The organism is Lutibaculum baratangense AMV1 (assembly GCF_000496075.1).
GTDB classification, from domain to species: Bacteria; Pseudomonadota; Alphaproteobacteria; order Rhizobiales; family Tepidamorphaceae; genus Lutibaculum; species Lutibaculum baratangense.
In genome coordinates, this window is record NZ_AWXZ01000030.1 from 18,324 (window position 1) to 33,623 (window position 15,300).

The 15,300-nt window shown below is 66.9% G+C and carries 15 protein-coding genes; 9 read left to right on the plus strand and 6 right to left on the minus strand.

All coding sequences use genetic code 11. From position 1 onward, the window contains the following. Positions 1–140: 140 nt before the first annotated feature. The 6 genes from N177_RS11215 to N177_RS11240 form a co-directional block, all read right to left on the minus strand. Entirely contained in the window at positions 141–1,562 is a 1,422-nt protein-coding gene (locus N177_RS11215) for a dihydrolipoyl dehydrogenase family protein (RefSeq protein WP_023432442.1), read from the minus strand. Positions 1,563–1,644: 82 nt separating this feature from the next. Further along, positions 1,645–2,169: a peroxiredoxin-like family protein gene (locus tag N177_RS11220; protein ID WP_200863393.1), complete on the minus strand. Its 525-nt coding sequence runs from the start codon at positions 2,167–2,169 to the stop codon at positions 1,645–1,647. Between the two features lie 68 nt (positions 2,170–2,237). Next, the gene (locus N177_RS11225) at positions 2,238–2,870 is read right to left on the minus strand and encodes a TIGR04282 family arsenosugar biosynthesis glycosyltransferase (RefSeq protein WP_023432444.1); all 633 of its coding nucleotides are present in this window, start codon (positions 2,868–2,870) and stop codon (positions 2,238–2,240) included. Next, positions 2,870–3,676, minus strand: coding sequence for a phosphonate ABC transporter ATP-binding protein (gene phnC, locus N177_RS11230; RefSeq protein WP_023432445.1), 807 nt, complete (start codon positions 3,674–3,676; stop codon positions 2,870–2,872). The genes N177_RS11225 and phnC overlap by 1 nt, the downstream gene beginning before the upstream one ends. Further along, positions 3,673–3,894, minus strand: coding sequence for a PhnE/PtxC family ABC transporter permease (locus tag N177_RS21390; RefSeq protein ID WP_023432446.1), 222 nt, complete (start codon positions 3,892–3,894; stop codon positions 3,673–3,675). Before N177_RS21390 ends, phnC begins: the two co-directional genes overlap by 4 nt. Before the next feature lie 579 nt (positions 3,895–4,473). Next, positions 4,474–5,352, minus strand: a complete 879-nt coding sequence (locus N177_RS11240) for a phosphate/phosphite/phosphonate ABC transporter substrate-binding protein (RefSeq protein ID WP_040485650.1) — start codon at positions 5,350–5,352, stop codon at positions 4,474–4,476. A gap of 119 nt (positions 5,353–5,471) precedes the next feature. Between N177_RS11240 and N177_RS11245 the strand changes: the two genes are divergently transcribed. The 9 genes from N177_RS11245 to N177_RS11285 all read left to right on the plus strand — a co-directional run bounded on the left by N177_RS11245 (position 5,472) and on the right by N177_RS11285 (position 15,163). Then, a complete protein-coding gene (locus N177_RS11245; protein WP_023432448.1) occupies positions 5,472–6,497 on the plus strand; it encodes a DUF3179 domain-containing protein in 1,026 nt (341 codons plus the stop codon). Positions 6,498–6,628: 131 nt separating this feature from the next. Continuing rightward, positions 6,629–8,536 (plus strand): radical SAM protein, encoded by a 1,908-nt coding sequence (locus N177_RS21075; protein ID WP_023432449.1) that lies wholly within the window; start codon positions 6,629–6,631, stop codon positions 8,534–8,536. Between the two features lie 142 nt (positions 8,537–8,678). Beyond that, a complete protein-coding gene (locus N177_RS11255) occupies positions 8,679–9,380 on the plus strand; it encodes a L,D-transpeptidase (protein WP_023432450.1) in 702 nt (233 codons plus the stop codon). A gap of 70 nt (positions 9,381–9,450) precedes the next feature. Then, the gene (locus N177_RS11260) at positions 9,451–9,882 is read left to right on the plus strand and encodes a hypothetical protein (protein ID WP_023432451.1); all 432 of its coding nucleotides are present in this window, start codon (positions 9,451–9,453) and stop codon (positions 9,880–9,882) included. Positions 9,883–10,083: 201 nt separating this feature from the next. Then, on the plus strand, positions 10,084–10,812 hold the full coding sequence (locus N177_RS11265) for an RNA polymerase sigma factor (protein ID WP_023432452.1): 729 nt from the start codon (positions 10,084–10,086) through the stop codon (positions 10,810–10,812). A gap of 13 nt (positions 10,813–10,825) precedes the next feature. Then, positions 10,826–11,074 carry a zf-HC2 domain-containing protein gene (locus tag N177_RS11270; protein WP_023432453.1) on the plus strand — a complete coding sequence of 83 codons (249 nt, stop codon included), beginning with the start codon at positions 10,826–10,828 and terminating at the stop codon, positions 11,072–11,074. Between the two features lie 49 nt (positions 11,075–11,123). Next, on the plus strand, positions 11,124–12,422 hold the full coding sequence (locus tag N177_RS11275) for a bifunctional alpha/beta hydrolase/OsmC family protein (RefSeq protein ID WP_023432454.1): 1,299 nt from the start codon (positions 11,124–11,126) through the stop codon (positions 12,420–12,422). A 61-nt stretch (positions 12,423–12,483) separates the two neighbouring features. Further along, positions 12,484–13,029 (plus strand): hypothetical protein, encoded by a 546-nt coding sequence (locus N177_RS11280; RefSeq protein ID WP_023432455.1) that lies wholly within the window; start codon positions 12,484–12,486, stop codon positions 13,027–13,029. Positions 13,030–13,531: 502 nt separating this feature from the next. Further along, on the plus strand, positions 13,532–15,163 hold the full coding sequence (locus N177_RS11285) for an alpha-D-glucose phosphate-specific phosphoglucomutase (RefSeq protein ID WP_040485640.1): 1,632 nt from the start codon (positions 13,532–13,534) through the stop codon (positions 15,161–15,163). Positions 15,164–15,300: the final 137 nt, after the last annotated feature.

The window sequence follows — 15,300 nt, forward strand, 5'->3', positions numbered from 1 at the left end:
AGCAGCGCGGTCTCCGCCCAGACGGACCGACATGAGATACGGGGGCCGGGTAAGAACGCCCGGGACCCTATCTCTGCGTCCGGACCCCAAAAGCTGCCTCGGTGCCGCCGCTCGAGACCATCGGCGGCGGCCGCAGATGCTCAGAAGCCCGGGAGCCTCTGCAGCAGGGACACGAGGCGGCGGGTGCGATCGTTGAACAGGGAAGGCTTGTACCACTCCCCGGCCGCCTGCCGGCTCACTTCGGAGATCGTGGGGTAGGGAAAGATCACATCCGTGAGTGCCTTCAGCTTCAGCTTTCGGCTGATGGCCAGGCCCCAGAGCGCGATCAGCTCACCCGCTCCGGGCCCGACGATCGAACATCCAAGGATACGTCCGTCGGGCCGCGCGACGACCTTCAGAAGCCCCTCACGGCGCCGCTCCGCCACCGCCCGGTCGAGGCCGGTGAACGCGTGCGTGAAGCTCCTGACGCCGTCGCCGTGGCGCTCGCGGGCAGCCTCGAGCGTCAGCCCCACATGGGCGAGTTCGGGGTCGGTGTAGGTGACCCAGGGCAGCGCGTCGTAGTCGACCTTCGCCGGGATGCGGAAGGCGATGTTCCTCACCAGGATCCCGGCGTGGTAGCCGGCGACATGCGTGAACTGCGGGCCGCCGGCAACGTCGCCGATCGCATGGATATGCTTGCGGCTGGTGCGCAGCCGACGGTCGGTCCTGATGCCCTTCCTGTCGTACTCGACCCCCGCAGCCTCCAGGCCCAGCCCGTCGACATTCACCTTGCGGCCGGCCGCCACGAGAAGGTGCGAGCCCGCGACCTGATGTTCGGCGCCTTCCATCGACAGCCTGACTCGGTGGCCTCCGGGCAGATGCTCGACCGAGCGCACCTCGACGTTCTCGAGGATCTCGATGCCCTCCGCCTTCAGGCACCGGCGCACCACGTCGACGAGTTCGGGATCGTCCTTGGGCAGGACCGTGCGCATCTCGAGCACGGTCACCCTGCTGCCGAGCCGGCGGTGCGCCTGCGCCATCTCCAACCCGATCGGGCCGCCGCCGATCACGACGAGGTGCTCCGGCGTCTCCTCCAGCGAGAAGATCGTCTCGTTCGTCAGGACCCGCCCGGGTTCGAGCCCGGCGATGGGCGGAATCGCGGCGCTCGATCCTGTCGCGATGACGAAGCGCTTGGCCTCGACGGCGGTATCGCCGGCCATGACGCGGGTCGGGCTCTCGAAGCGGGCGCATTCGCGGATCACGGTAACGCCCATGCCCTCGAATCGCTCCTGCGAGTCGTGAGGCGCGATCGCCGCGATCGTCTCCGACACGTAGGCGTTGATGGCTTCACGCGGCGCCGGTTCAACCTCAGCCGGGTGCACGCCTGCTGCGACGTGCCTGCGCTTCGCCAGGGACAGGAGAGCCTTCGACGGCACGCAGCCCGTATTGAGGCAGTCCCCTCCCATCTCGCCGGACTCGATCAGGACGGTCTCGAGGCCGAGCTGTGCCAATCCGGCCGCCGCGGAGAGGCCGGCCGAGCCGGCACCGATGATGCAGACGTCGCAGTTGATCGCGCCGGCCATGCGTAGCCACTCCTTGAGCATGAGAAAGTCGGATGATGCCGCCGACGCACAGTGCCAGCGGCGGGAGACGACGGCCGAGGATTCAGCCGTGCGTTCCGCGGATGGGGTAGTTCTTCTCCTGGATGAATTTCAGCCCCTTCAGCAGCATTCCAAGATCCGGTCGCGAGAACGGAGCGTTCGACACGTCGACGATCTGGAGGCGGCCTTCGGGATTGACGACGAACAGGCCCGGCTCCGGGAAGGGTCGGTCCGTCTCCTCCGGCGAGCGGGGATCGGACACGTAAAGGCCCAGCGCTGCCATTTGATCGACTGTCAGCCCGTACGCCACGGGAAAGGTCCAGCCTTCTTCGCGAGCTTCCGTCTCCGCCTTCTCCTGCGGATCGCCCGAAACCGCCACGACGTTCACGCCGGCGCCCCGAAAATCGCCGAGCTTGTTGTTCAGATCGCCCAGATAGGCCTTGCAGATCGGGCAGTGCTTGCCGCGGTAGACCACGACCGCGTTCCAGCCGTCGCCCCTGCCGAGTTCGATCTCGCCGCCCCCGACCTGCGGGACGGTGACCGAGGGCAAGGTGCCGCCGGCTTCAAGCTTCTGCGTTGGCATAGTCATCCTTTCGAGTTCGTTTGGGGGACAGGTCCGTTGCCCCCGATACACAGTTCACCGGAACGGGCAAATCGTTACACCGGGACATTCTCGGAAGCCGCAAGCGCGGCGAGCAAGTCGCCGTCCAGCCGCGCGATGTCTTCTGGGCGATCGACGTCCCACAACGTCGCCGGCTCGCTCCACGACATCCCGGTGCGGCGCATCCGGTGCCGCGTTTCCTCCATGACCCGATCGCTGCCCCACGGCATTTGGCGAAACAGTTCGGGCACTGGCCTCCTCAGCCCCACGAGGACATAGCCGCCATCTTCGGCGGGCAGGAAAACGGCATCGCTGCCCAGTTCGAGCGCCCGGGCAGCCGCTTGCAAGTGGGTCGCCTCGAGGCTCGGGCAGTCGGTCCCGATCAGGAGGAGCGGCCGAGCATCCGTCTGTGCCCGGAAGGCGCCCAGCATCCGGTCCCCGAGATCGTCCCCGCCCTGGTCGTGCAGCCGAATGCGGTACCGCTCCGCCAGGGCACCGAAAAAAGGGTGCCCGCTACCGGGTGCGCACCAGAGGGAGACCGGGCCGAGGCCGCTGCGGAACACCGTCTCGACAGTCCGCACGAGAAGCCATTCCTGTAGCCTGGCGGCGCTCTCGGCACCGATTGCGGGCGAGAGGCGGGTCTTGGCGAAGCCGGGGATCGGGGCCTTGGCGAAAATGGCGACCGACATCATGCCTCGACCCGTCGCCGGTGACGTCCCTCAGGTGAGAGGGACGTTCCGGCATTCTGAGAAACGCGGACGGGCGAGAGCGACTGCCACGCTCTCGCGAAGGAGGGGACGGCTTCGTCCTGCAATCCGATCCGGCCGCCCCGGAGCTCGAGAATTCTGTCGCAGAAGCGCTCGGCCAAGGCGTGCTGGTGGAGCGTGCAGCAGATGGCCAGCCCCTTCTCGGCTGTGAGCTGCTTCAGCAGGGTCAGGACCATCTCCGCGCTATCGGGGTCGAGGCTCGCAACGGGTTCGTCGGCGAGAATGACCGAACTTTCCTGGGCGAGCGCGCGGGCGATCGCGACACGCTGCTGCTGGCCGCCGGAGAGAGTGCTCGCCCGCTGATGGGCGTGGTCGAGCAGCCCGACCCGGTCGAGCGCTGCTGCGGCCAGAAGACGGTCGGACCGCGAAAATCGCCCAAGCGCCACCCGCCAGGCCGCCGCATCCGCCAGTCGCCCCGCGAGGACATTGTCCAGCGCGCTGAGGCGCCGGACGAGGTTGTACTGCTGGAAGACGACGCCGATCCGGCGGCGGACCCTGGCCAGGTCCCGGGCGCGGAGTCCCCCAAGGGGAACACCCGCCACTCTCACCTCGCCGGCATCCGGCGCGGTGAGGCCGGTCATGCACCTGAAGAGGGTGGACTTGCCCGCCCCGCTCGGTCCGACGAGCGCCACGAATTCGCCCGGACGGATCGACAGGCTTGCACCGTCCAGCACGGTGTTGCTCTCGAAGCTCTTGGCGAGGTCGATCGCCTCGATGGCCGGCTTCATGCCAGTCTCCTGCGCAGAAATGCACTGAGCTGGTCGATGGCCGTGACCATCGCGAGGATGATCAGGATGATGGCCAGCACCCGGTCGAACATCAGAAGGTCGACGCTGTTCTTGAGTTCCTGCCCAATCCCGCCGGCCCCGACGATGCCGAGAACGGTCGAGGCGCGCACGTTGAACTCCCACATGTAGAGCGATGTCGACGTGAGGCTCGGCAGCACGTCGGGCAGAAGCGCGTGGCGGATGGCCTTCAGCCGGCCGCCCCCCGTCCATCAAGGCCGCCTCCAGCGGGCCGGCCTCGGCGGATTCGATGCTCTCCGCCCAGAGCTTGGCGATAGATCCCGCCGTGTGGAGGCCGACCCCGAGCACCCCTGCGAACGGCCCGAGCCCGACCGCCGCGACGAAGATCAGGGCGAACACGAAGCTGTCGATGCCGCGCAGCGTGTTGAGTAGCGCGCGAGCGGGATAGTAGAGCCAGGCCTCGCTCGTGTTGCGTGCCGCGAGGATGCAGAGCGGCACGGCGAGAACTGCACCCAGCGTCGTGCCGAGCGTTGCCATCGCGACGGTCTCACCTGCCCGGTGGAGCAGGACGGGCAACTCCGCGAAGTCGGGGGGCCAGGCCCGCCCTGCCCAGCTCACCAGGCGCGGAAGGCCTTGCCACAGGGCCACGGGGTCGATATCGGCGAAGTGGGCACACGCGGCGTAGAACAGCACCACGACGCCACCGCCGATGACCATGCGCGCCCGCCTTCGCAGGCCGACGGGGCGGGCGAGCGCGGCCTCGAGCCGGTCCGTCGTCATCAACGCTGTTTGAGCTTGCCGAGAGCCCGCCCCGCATTCTCGATCATGGCGTAGCTCTCATGGTCGGCGGGCACCCACCCCGTGTAGTGCGGGGGCATTATTTCCTGCGCCTGCTCCTCGCCGATGCCGACGACGATCTCCTGGAGTCGGGAAACGATCTCCGGGTCCAGGCCCTCGCGAACCACCAGCGGGTCGTTCGGCAGCGGGTCGGACCTCCACACGATGCGAAGGTCATCGCGATCGACGATGCCACGCTCGATCATGGCCGCGAGATTGCGATCGTAGTCCGTCGCGAGATCTACCTGCCCGTTGGCCACGGCCATGACGTTCGCCGCGTGAGACGCGCCGTCGCGGTAACCAAAGTAGCTCCTCGGGTCGATGCTCCGTTCGTGAAACCAGAAATGCGGAATGAGCCAACCCGATGTCGAGCCTACATCGGCGAACGAGATGCTGAGACCTTCCGCATCCTCGGGCCAGCTTTCGATCGGAACGTCGGGCCGCGCCAGAATGATGGCGTGATAGGTCGGCTCACCGTCGTACTTGACGGTTGCGACGGCCTCGGCGCCACCCTCGTTGTGGGCGAGGACATAGCCCCAGGGCCCCATCCACGCGACGTCGGCCTGGCCGTTCGCGAGAGCGACCGCGATGCCGGCCCAGTCGTTCGTGACGGCGAGCTCGTAGTCCGCGTCGAGTTGCTGGGCGATGTAGGCAAAGAACGGCTCGTAGGCCGTCTTCGTATCGCTCGGAGTCGCCTGGAAGGGACCAACGGCGAAGCGCAGCGTCTCCGCCGACGCACCCGGGGCTCCGAGTGACAGAAGGCCGCCTGCGACGAGGCAAGAAGCGACGAGACGCCGGAAGGCGAGGTTCAACGAAGGCACGCTGGGGATCTCCACCAATTCGTTTCCGGTTGCTGCGAGCCCGCTGCGACCGATGGCTTGAGCACGCGTAACGAGTGGTCGCTCCAGACGACTAACCGTTACAGCCGGAGGAAGTCTCAATGTTCAGAGCCTGGATCAGATCGACCGTCCTCGTCGTCCCCATGATGGTCTTGGGCGGGGCGGCGCCGTCCGCCACTGCGGCTCCGGACGACTGGCGGGTGGAATGGCCGCGCACGGACTTCTCCCGATCTACGGTTGACCTCGCGGAGATCCGATCGGGCGGCCCCCCGAAGGATGGCATTCCATCTATCGACAACCCCGCCTTCACGGCCCTGGTCGACGGCGAGGCCCGGGGATGGGCGAAGGATCTTCAGCCGCAGGAGCCGGTCATCTCGCTCGAGATCGATGGCGATGCACGGGCATATCCGTTGCGTGTCATGATGTGGCACGAGATCGTCAACGACGTGGTGGACGGTTTGCCCGTTGCCATCACCTACTGCCCCCTCTGCAATGCCTCGCTCGTGTTCGACCGGACCGTCGGCGGGCGTGTCCTCGACTTCGGGACCACCGGCAAGCTCCGGCATTCCGACCTCGTGATGTACGACCGGCAGACCGAGAGCTGGTGGCAGCAGTTCACCGGCGAAGCAATCGTCGGGGAGATGGCGGGGACGGAGCTGAAGCGCATCCCGTCCCGGCTCGAGTCATATTCGAGCTTCGTCCAGCGCCATCCCGACGGCAAGGTCCTGGGTCCGGAAAATCCGTCGGTTCGGGCATATGGGCGCAATCCCTATCTCGGATACGATCGCGAGGGCGCCACCCCGTTTCTCTATGACGGCAGCATGCCCGACGGCATCGAGCCGATGGCCCGGGTGGTGGCGATCGAAACCGCTCCGGGCCGGCACGAGGCGTACCCCCTCGAGCTCGTCCGCTCGAAGGGCGAAATTCGCGATGGCGACATCGTGCTTCGCTGGAGAGCCGGCCAGAGCTCCGCGCTGGACGCATCCACCGTCGCGGGTGGGCGGGATGTCGGCACCGTAATCGTCCAGCGCCTGCGGTCCGGCGAGGCCGTCGACCTGCCCTACGACGTCACCTTCGCCTTCGCATTCCATGCCTTCAGGCCCGATGGCGTCATCCATCGCCGCTGAGGAACGGCAGCGGGCCTTTTTGTAACGGTCGGGGCCGGCCGGAGACCAATTTCGCAACGCCGTCTTGCGCGCGGCAACCGAAACGGAACGAACGGATCGAGCGGATGACGTCAGGAACGGGGCTCCGGCCCATGAATCCCGCCACGAGGTACGAGCGGACCGTCCTGGTCTTCGGCGGGCCCTACAGCAATCTCGAGGCGACACGGGCCCTGCTAGATCAGGCGCGCCGATTGGAAATCGCCCCGGACCATGTCATCTGCACGGGCGACGTCGTCGCATACGGAGCCGATCCGGTCGCGACCGTGGAGCTGATCCGGCGCTCGGGGGTTCGGGTGGTTCGGGGGAATTGCGAGCAGAGCCTTGCGGCCGGGATCTCCGACTGCGGGTGCGGCTTCAGCCCGGGCAGCGCCTGCGACAGGCTTTCCGCCGCCTGGTTCGCGCATGCCGATCGCCACCTCGACGAGGACGCCCGGGCTTGGATGGCGGGCCTGCCGAGCCGGCTCGACATCGAGATCGGCGGACGCCGCCTGGCCGTCGTGCACGGCGGGACCGAGACCGTGAACAGGTTCATTTTCGCCTCCACTGCATCGAGAGAAAAGCAGCGGGAGCTTGCCCTCGCGGGCACGGACGGGCTGATCGGCGGCCACTGCGGCATACCGTTCACGCAGATCGTCGGGGGGCGGCTCTGGCACAACGCGGGCGCCATCGGGCTGCCGGCCCACGATGGCACCACGCGATCCTGGTACAGCCTCCTGACGCCCGAGGGAGACGGCATCCGGATCGAGCATCGTGCCCTGGAATACGACCATGCCTCTGCCGCCAGGGCGATGCGGGACGCCGGCTTGCCGGAAGGCTACGCCGCCGCGCTCGAGACCGGCATCTGGCCGAGCTGCGACGTCCTCCCGGCCCGCGAGATCGCGCAGGCGGGACGCCCGCTCGTTCCTGGGCAGGCCTTCTGGCCCCACAGTGCCGAACTGGCTCCGTCGCGGCGTCGGGAGCCGGCTGTGGATCATTTATGGCCGGCATTCCCGAAGGCGGAGGCCGAGAGACACAAGTTTCGCGACCCCGACTTCACGGCGGACGGCCATCCCCGCGGCCGGGTCGGCCTGAGGCAACTCGAAACGCTCTGGTTCAACACCGGGACGCTCTGCAACCTGACCTGCAGGAACTGCTACATCGAGTCGAGCCCGCGCAACGATCGCCTGGTCTACCTGACCCGAGCCGAAGTCGCGGGCTATCTCGACGAGATCGAGCGGAATCGTCTCGGAACGTCCGAGATCGGCTTCACCGGCGGGGAGCCGTTCCTCAATCCGGAGATGATCGGCATGCTGGACGACGTCCTCTCCAGGGGCTTCCGTGCGCTCGTTCTCACCAACGCGATGCGTCCGATGATGCGGCACGGCAAGGCTTTGCTCGCGCTTCGGGAGCGCCATGGCGGCCGGCTGGCGATGAGAGTGTCGCTCGACCATTTCTCAGCACGTCGGCATGAGGAGGAACGTGGGCCGAGGACCTACCGGCCGACGCTCGACGGGCTGGTCTGGCTCGCCCGCAACGGCTTCGAGCTCTCCGTGGCCGGACGCACCATGTGGGGGGAGGATCTCGACGAGGAGCGTGACGGCTATGCGCGCCTCTTCGAGGAGCATGGCATCCAGGTCGACGCGCACGACGGTGCTCGACTGATCCTCTTCCCCGAGATGGACCCGGACGCCGAGGTTCCCGAAATCACCACCGGGTGCTGGTCGATCCTCGGCAAGAACCCCGAGGACATGATGTGCGCCTCCTCCCGGATGGTCGTGAAGCGCAAGGGCGCAGAGCGCCCGAGCGTCGTCGCCTGCACGCTGCTGCCCTACGAGCCCGCGTTCGAACTCGGAACCACCCTTGAGGAGGCGTCCGGCAGCGTTGCTCTCAACCACCGGCATTGCGCGAAGTTCTGCGTCCTGGGCGGCGCCTCGTGCAGCGCGGGGGACAGGGCGACCAAGCCGGCTGTCGGGAAGAACGGCGTGGCCGCGACGCCGGATCCCGCCGAAGCGCTGGTGTGACCGCACGATGCGCCAGCGCGATCCGCCCTTGCCCGGCGGCAGAGGCCGGCCAGGCACATCCGGGCAGCAGCCCGTCACTCCCCACCCGGATCATCGCGGAGTAGATGCGCTGCACCTCCGCACAGAACTCATGGAGCACGCCTTGACGCGCCCCCTCATCGAAACACGCGGCCATCGCGGGCTCACGCGACGCGGCCTCGTCCTCGGACTGCCTCTCCTGGCGGTCGGCTGCACGGCATCCGGCTCGCCACGCATCGCCGAACATTCGCCCACGCCCGCGCCGATACCCTCGCGCTATGTCGCGATGTACGCGGCGGTTCCGAACGAGCGGTTCCCGATCCCGGCCGTCGACCTGAGCCGGATCGATCCGCGCTTCTACCGCCAGCAGGTCGCCTACCCCACGCCGGAGCAGCCGGGGACGATCGTGGTCGATACGAACAGCAAGCACCTCTACCTCGTGCAGGACGGCGGACGGGCCATGCGATACGGGGTCGGCGTGGGCCGGGCCGGGTTCGGCTGGAGCGGAACCGCGACGATCCAGAGAAAGGCGACATGGCCGACATGGACGCCGACCGGGAACATGATGGAGCGCGATCCGGAGCTTCGCCGATATGCCGGCGGCATGGAGCCGGGACTGGACAACCCTCTGGGCGCCCGGGCCCTCTATCTGTTCAAGAACGGTCGCGACACGCTCTACCGGCTCCATGGCACCAACGAGCCGTGGAGCATCGGCAAGGCGATGTCCAGCGGCTGCATAAGGCTGCTGAACCAGGACGCGATCGACCTCTATCGCCGCACGCCGAGGGGAACGAGGGTGGTCGTGCTCGAGCACGCCAGCGTCTAGCCGGCTCCCACGACTCCCTGTCCCTACAGCCGACCCGGCTCGTTCACCACCAACCCGCGAAAGATTGCCCATGATTCCCTCGTCGCAGGTCGCCCTTCTTCTCACGCGTATCGGTTTCGCTCTCTTTCTGCTCGTCTGGGGGCTCAACAAGATACTGAACCCCACGGGAACGGCCGCGATCTTCAGCGGGTTCTACGGCGTCGACGGCCTGGCTCCCATGCTGTCGACCGTGCTCGGCACCATTCAGATCGCGATCAGCCTCGCCATCTTCGTCGCCCTCTGGAAGACGATCTCTTATGGGCTGGGGGTGGCGATCCACGGCGTGTCGACGGTCTCCACCGCACCTCACCTCCTCCTCCCGCTCGCCGAGGGCTCGAACCTCCTGTTCATGGCAGGCCTCCCCGTCCTTCTCAGCGCAGTGGGCCTGTTCATCGCCCGCTCCGAGGACCGGATCCTGAGCCTCGACGAAATGCTGGAGAGGCGCGCCCTGCGGGAAGCCTGACCGTGAGGGCTTCACCTGCGGCTCACGTCGGATTGACCTGCCTCGCGCGCGCCTGACACCAACGTGACAGCGCGTGACGAGGTCTCCTGCCTATTGTTCGGGCAGTCAGTCGTGGCAGTCCGGTATCGTCGCCCGCAGATGACGTCGAGGCCGGACGCAGCCACCTGAACGAGACACCAAGTCAGGTTGGGCCGGGATAGGATGAGAACAGAAGCGGCGGTCAGTGCAGACGACAGCAGTCAGGACGAGGCCGAGGCGCTGCAGCGAGGTGACGAGCAGGTCTTCCGCCGCCTCTACGACGCCTACGGCAGCAGCCTGATCGCGCTCGCCAGAACCTTCGTGCGCGACCGTGCGACCGCGGAAGAAGTGGTGCAGGATACGTGGATCGCCGTCCTCACGGGGATCTCGCGATTCGAGCGGCGGTCTTCCCTCAAGAGCTGGATCTTCTCGATCCTCGTCAACAAGGCCCGCACGAGGGCGAAGCGGGAGCATCGGTCCGTGCCCTTCTCCGCCATGCTGGTCGAGGACGCCGACGGGGCGGTCGATGCCTCCCGGTTCGACCGGGCCGGCATGTGGTCCGATCCTCCCCATGAGTTCGACGTTCACGATCCGGAAAGAGTGGTCGGCGGCAGGCAGATGATGGAGCATCTGGCGGCCGCTCTCGAGGATCTGCCGCCCTCCCAGAGGGCAGTCGTGGTCATGAGGGACGTCGAAGGCCACGACATGCGCGAGACGTGCAGGATCCTCGGCATCAGTGAGGGGAACCAGCGGGTGCTCCTCCATCGCGCGCGGGCCAGGCTGCGAAGCCGGCTCGAGCAGATTGCGTCGGACCGTGACGCGCGACCTCCCGGCAGGAGGGAAAGGCGTGTAACGGAATCGGATGCGGGCAGACTTCCCTCTGACATCCCCGTCGAGAACGAGCGACGGTAATCGAGGGCCGCCCGTGCTGAACTGCCGCGAAATCACCGAGAACGCAGACCGCTATCTCGACAAGGAGATGGGGTTTCTGGAGCGTCTGCAGATGCGCCTGCATCTGATGATGTGCCGTCACTGCACCCGATACGTGGAGCAGCTCAAGGCGACGATCGCGATGCTGCGAGACCTCCGGCTGGAGCAGCCCGCAGAGGAATCGAGGGAGCGTCTCGTCGAAGTCCTGCGAGGAGATGGCGGGAGGCCCCCGCTTCGATACTGAGTGCGCCAGTCTCCGACCTCGGCTCAACCTCTTCGCCCCGGAGATCCATATGAGTTTGACGACGCAGAGGGTTGATTTCCCCGGTCACGGCGGTGCACGGCTGGCAGCTCGCCTCGACCTGCCGAACGGGCCGACACGCGCGTACGCCCTCTTCGCCCATTGCTTCGCGTGCTCGAAGGATCTCGTGGCGGTGAGGCGGCTCGCCGCCGGGCTTGCGCGCGAAGGAATCGCGGTTCTGCGGTTCGACTTCACCGGTCTCGGCTCCAGCGAGGGCGACTTCGCCTCGACCAACTTCTCCTCGAACGTGGCGGATCTCTGCGTCGCCGCCGATTTCCTCCGCGACCGGTATCAGGCCCCCGAGGTGCTGATCGGACATTCCCTCGGAGGAGCGGCCGTCCTGGTCGCGGCAGGCGACGTTCCCGAAGCGAAGGCCGTGGTCACGATCGGCGCGCCGTCCGACGCGGCGCACGTGCTCGAGAACTTCGGAAGCAGCATCGGGGAGATCGAGCGAGCCGGCGCGGCGGAGGTGAAGCTGGCGGGGCGAAGCTTCACCCTGACGCGCCAGTTCGTGGAGGACGTGCGGTCCCAGCGCGTGGCCGAGGCGGTCGCAGGCCTTCGACGGCCGCTTCTCGTCATGCACGCCCCGCTCGACGAGGTCGTCGGTATCGACAACGCGACCGAGATCTTCAGGGCGGCGAGGCACCCCAAGAGCTTCGTCTCGCTGGATGGCGCGGATCATCTCCTCTCGCGCCCGTCTGATGCCGACTTCGCCGCCCGGGTCATCTCCGGCTGGCTGTCCAAGTACATTCGGGAGGACCCGCCGCAGGGTGAGGAAGCGGTCGAGCACGTGCGCGTGACCGAGACAGGCGCGGGAAAATTCCAGAACGCCGTCCAGGCCGGCAGGCACCGGATCTTCGCCGACGAGCCGGAGAGCGTGGGCGGCCTCGATTCCGGTCCCTCTCCCTACGACTTCCTCTCCATGGCCCTCGGGGCCTGCACGTCCATGACGCTCCGCCTCTACGCCCAGCACAAGAAGCTCGATCTCGGCCGCATCAGCGTCGATGTCTCGCACGCGAAAGTCCATGCCCGCGACTGCGAGGATTGTACAGCGGGTGCGTGGAACGGCCGGATCGACCGCTTCGAGCGGACCATCTCGATCGAAGGCCACCTCCTGCCGGAGCTTCGGAGCAAGCTCGTGGAAATCGCCGGCAAGTGCCCGGTACACCGCACGCTGGAGGCCGGCGCCAGTGTCGCGACCGTGGTCGATGCTTCTCCCGACACGCCCGATGCCGTCTCAGGGCCGGAGACGGACGCGGCCGCCGGCTCGCACGGAATTGACTGGCCTTGACCACACGATGATCGGGGGGCGCGCTAGCCTTCGGACCAATGTCAAAGGAAGGGAGGAGACCATGACTATCCGGAAGATCGGCATCTTCACCGCCGCGTTGTTCGGTGCCTGGCCGGCCGCCACGGTTCTTTCGCAGGACAGTCCGTTCGGCGGTCCGGAGGATGTGGAGTACGCAGCAACACTTTGGGAGGTGATGACGAACGCCCGGCTCGCCGGTGAAAACTCGATCAAGGTGCGCCCGTTCGAAGGCAGCGAGCCGCACGGCACCGTGCAGGAGGTGCTTTCCACCACGGCGACGGTCGACGGCCACGAGGGCAAGTTGCTGGTGAAGCGGAACCACGGTGGCGAGGGAGTCACCATCCAGGAGGTCTACGACAACCCCGTCGAGCACCTGGCGGCGGTGACGATCATGTTCAAGCGCGAAGAAGGCTACGACCCCGAGAACCAGAACTGGTTCTGGGCCAAGTACCTCCCCTCCGGAGAGCTCGACGTGAATCCGGATGGCGTGGAACTTGCGGGACGGGTCGCCAAGGGCGCCGATGAGGGCTGCATCGCCTGCCACAGCGCAGCCGGCGGCGAGGACCTCGAGACCCTGACGTCCCGATAGCGCGGAAGACACGGTTGCCGCACCGGCGCGATCCGGTGCGGCACATCCGCCGCGAGGCGACCCCCTCTGAAGCCGCAAATAGGCTCTCGGGTGCGGGGGTAACCGGCTTCAGCGGTCCCTATGTTCCACGCGTTGAACGTCTGCTTCAGGTGTCCTCTGTTCACTGCCTGAATGACCGCGTCGGGCGCGAACCCGATGGGTGGGCCTGGCCGGGAAGGGTCTGGCCGCTATTGGCCAGCCGGACGGAGGAACCAGCCATTCGTCGCGTCCTTCAAACCGCTGATGCGTCCTCCTGCCGGCGCCGGAGGAGATGGATATGTGATGCCCCTCCGTGGACGCGATGACGTTACAGCGACGGATGCTGTTCGACGATTGGTGTCACGAAGCTCCCTTTCGGCTATCTGGAATTGAGCCGCCTCCGTCGAGCCTGGGCGGTTCGCCAGCGTCGATCCAAGCGCACCAAGGGGCTTGGCATGTCTGCCTGAAAGAGCACGGAGAGCCGATGAACACGAACAAAGTTCCCACCAAGCCGTTCCCGGATCAGAAGCCGGGCACGTCGGGCCTGCGCAAGAAGGTCAAGACCTTCCAGCAGCCGCACTACGTGGAGAACTTCGTCCAGGCGATCTTCGACGCGGCTGGCGATCCGCGCGGCAAGGAACTCATCGTCGGCGGAGATGGACGCTTCTTCAACGACCGCGTCGTGCAAACGGTGATCAGGATGGCTGCCGCCAACGGCTTCGCGTGGTTGATCGTCGGGCGAGACGGGCTCCTCTCCACTCCCGCCGCCTCCTGCATAATCCGCAAGCGCAGGGCATTCGGTGGCGTCATCCTGTCGGCGAGCCACAATCCTGGAGGCTCGGAGGGGGACTTCGGGATCAAGTTCAACGCCTCGAACGGTGGTCCGGCGCCCGAGAGCCTGACGGACGCGATCAGTCGCCGCTCCTCCGAGATCGACACCTACTCCATCGTGGACGCCCCGGACGTCGACCTGAGCCGGCTGGGGGAGACCGACCTCGGCGGCACGGTCGTCGAAGTCGTCGATCCCGTCTCCGATTACGCGGCTCTCATGGAGGAGCTGTTCGACTTCGACCGTATCGCCGGGCTGTTCGCTTCCGGCTTCCGAATGAGGTTCGACGCGATGAACGCCATCACGGGCCCCTACGCCCGCGTCATCCTGGAAGAGCGTCTCGGTGCCGAGGCGGGAACCGTGACGAATGGCGAACCCCTGCCCGACTTCGGCGGGCGTCATCCCGACCCCAATCCCGTGCACGCCCGGGATCTCGTTGAGCTGATGCAGCGGGATGAATCTTTTGGCTTGGCCGCCGCATCCGACGGCGACGGCGACAGGAACATGATCGTCGCGCCCGGCATGTTCGTCTCGCCGAGCGACAGCCTCGCCGTCCTGACGGCGAACGCGCATCTCGTGCCGGCCTATTCCGGCGGGCTCGCGGGAGTCGCGCGCTCCATGCCGACGAGCCGGGCGGTGGACCGTGTCGCGGATTCACTGGGCATCGACTGCTACGAGACGCCGACCGGCTGGAAGTTCTTCGGCAATCTTCTCGATGCGGGGCGCATCACGCTCTGCGGCGAGGAAAGCGCCGGCACAGGATCGACCCACGTTCGCGAAAAGGACGGCCTCTGGGCCGTCCTGTTCTGGCTCAACGTGATCGCGACGCGAGGCATGCCGGCGGACGAGATCGTCCGGCAGCACTGGAAGCGCTTCGGACGGCATCACTACGCCCGGCACGACTACGAGGGGCTGGACCAGGACGTCGCAAACGATCTCATGCAGGACCTTCGGGATCGCCTGCCGGATCTGCCGGGGAGATCCTTCGGCCCGCTGACCGTCGAGAGCTGCGACGACTTCGCCTACCACGATCCGGTGGACGACACGGTCTCGCGGCACCAGGGCGTCAGGGTCTTCTTCAGGGAAGGCGCCCGGGCTATTTTCCGCCTCTCAGGCACCGGCACCTCCGGCGCTACTCTGAGGCTGTATCTCGAGCGGTTCGATCCCTCCCCCGCGGACGACGCGGCCGGCGGGGGAGAGCCGCTTGTCTCCGTCGCCCGGGCAGCAGGCGAAATCTCGGAGCTGGCCGCCCGTACCGGCCGCGGCTCTCCGACGACGATCACATGATCGAGGATCCGGCGAGCTTCGTTAACGATCGATTAACCCTCCTCGGGCCCTAATGGACTTTCGGGTTCGCCTTTCACCGTGACCACGGATGTACTGGCACAGGTGTCGAGGCGAACTGAAAAAGGTCGGGGTTTCCC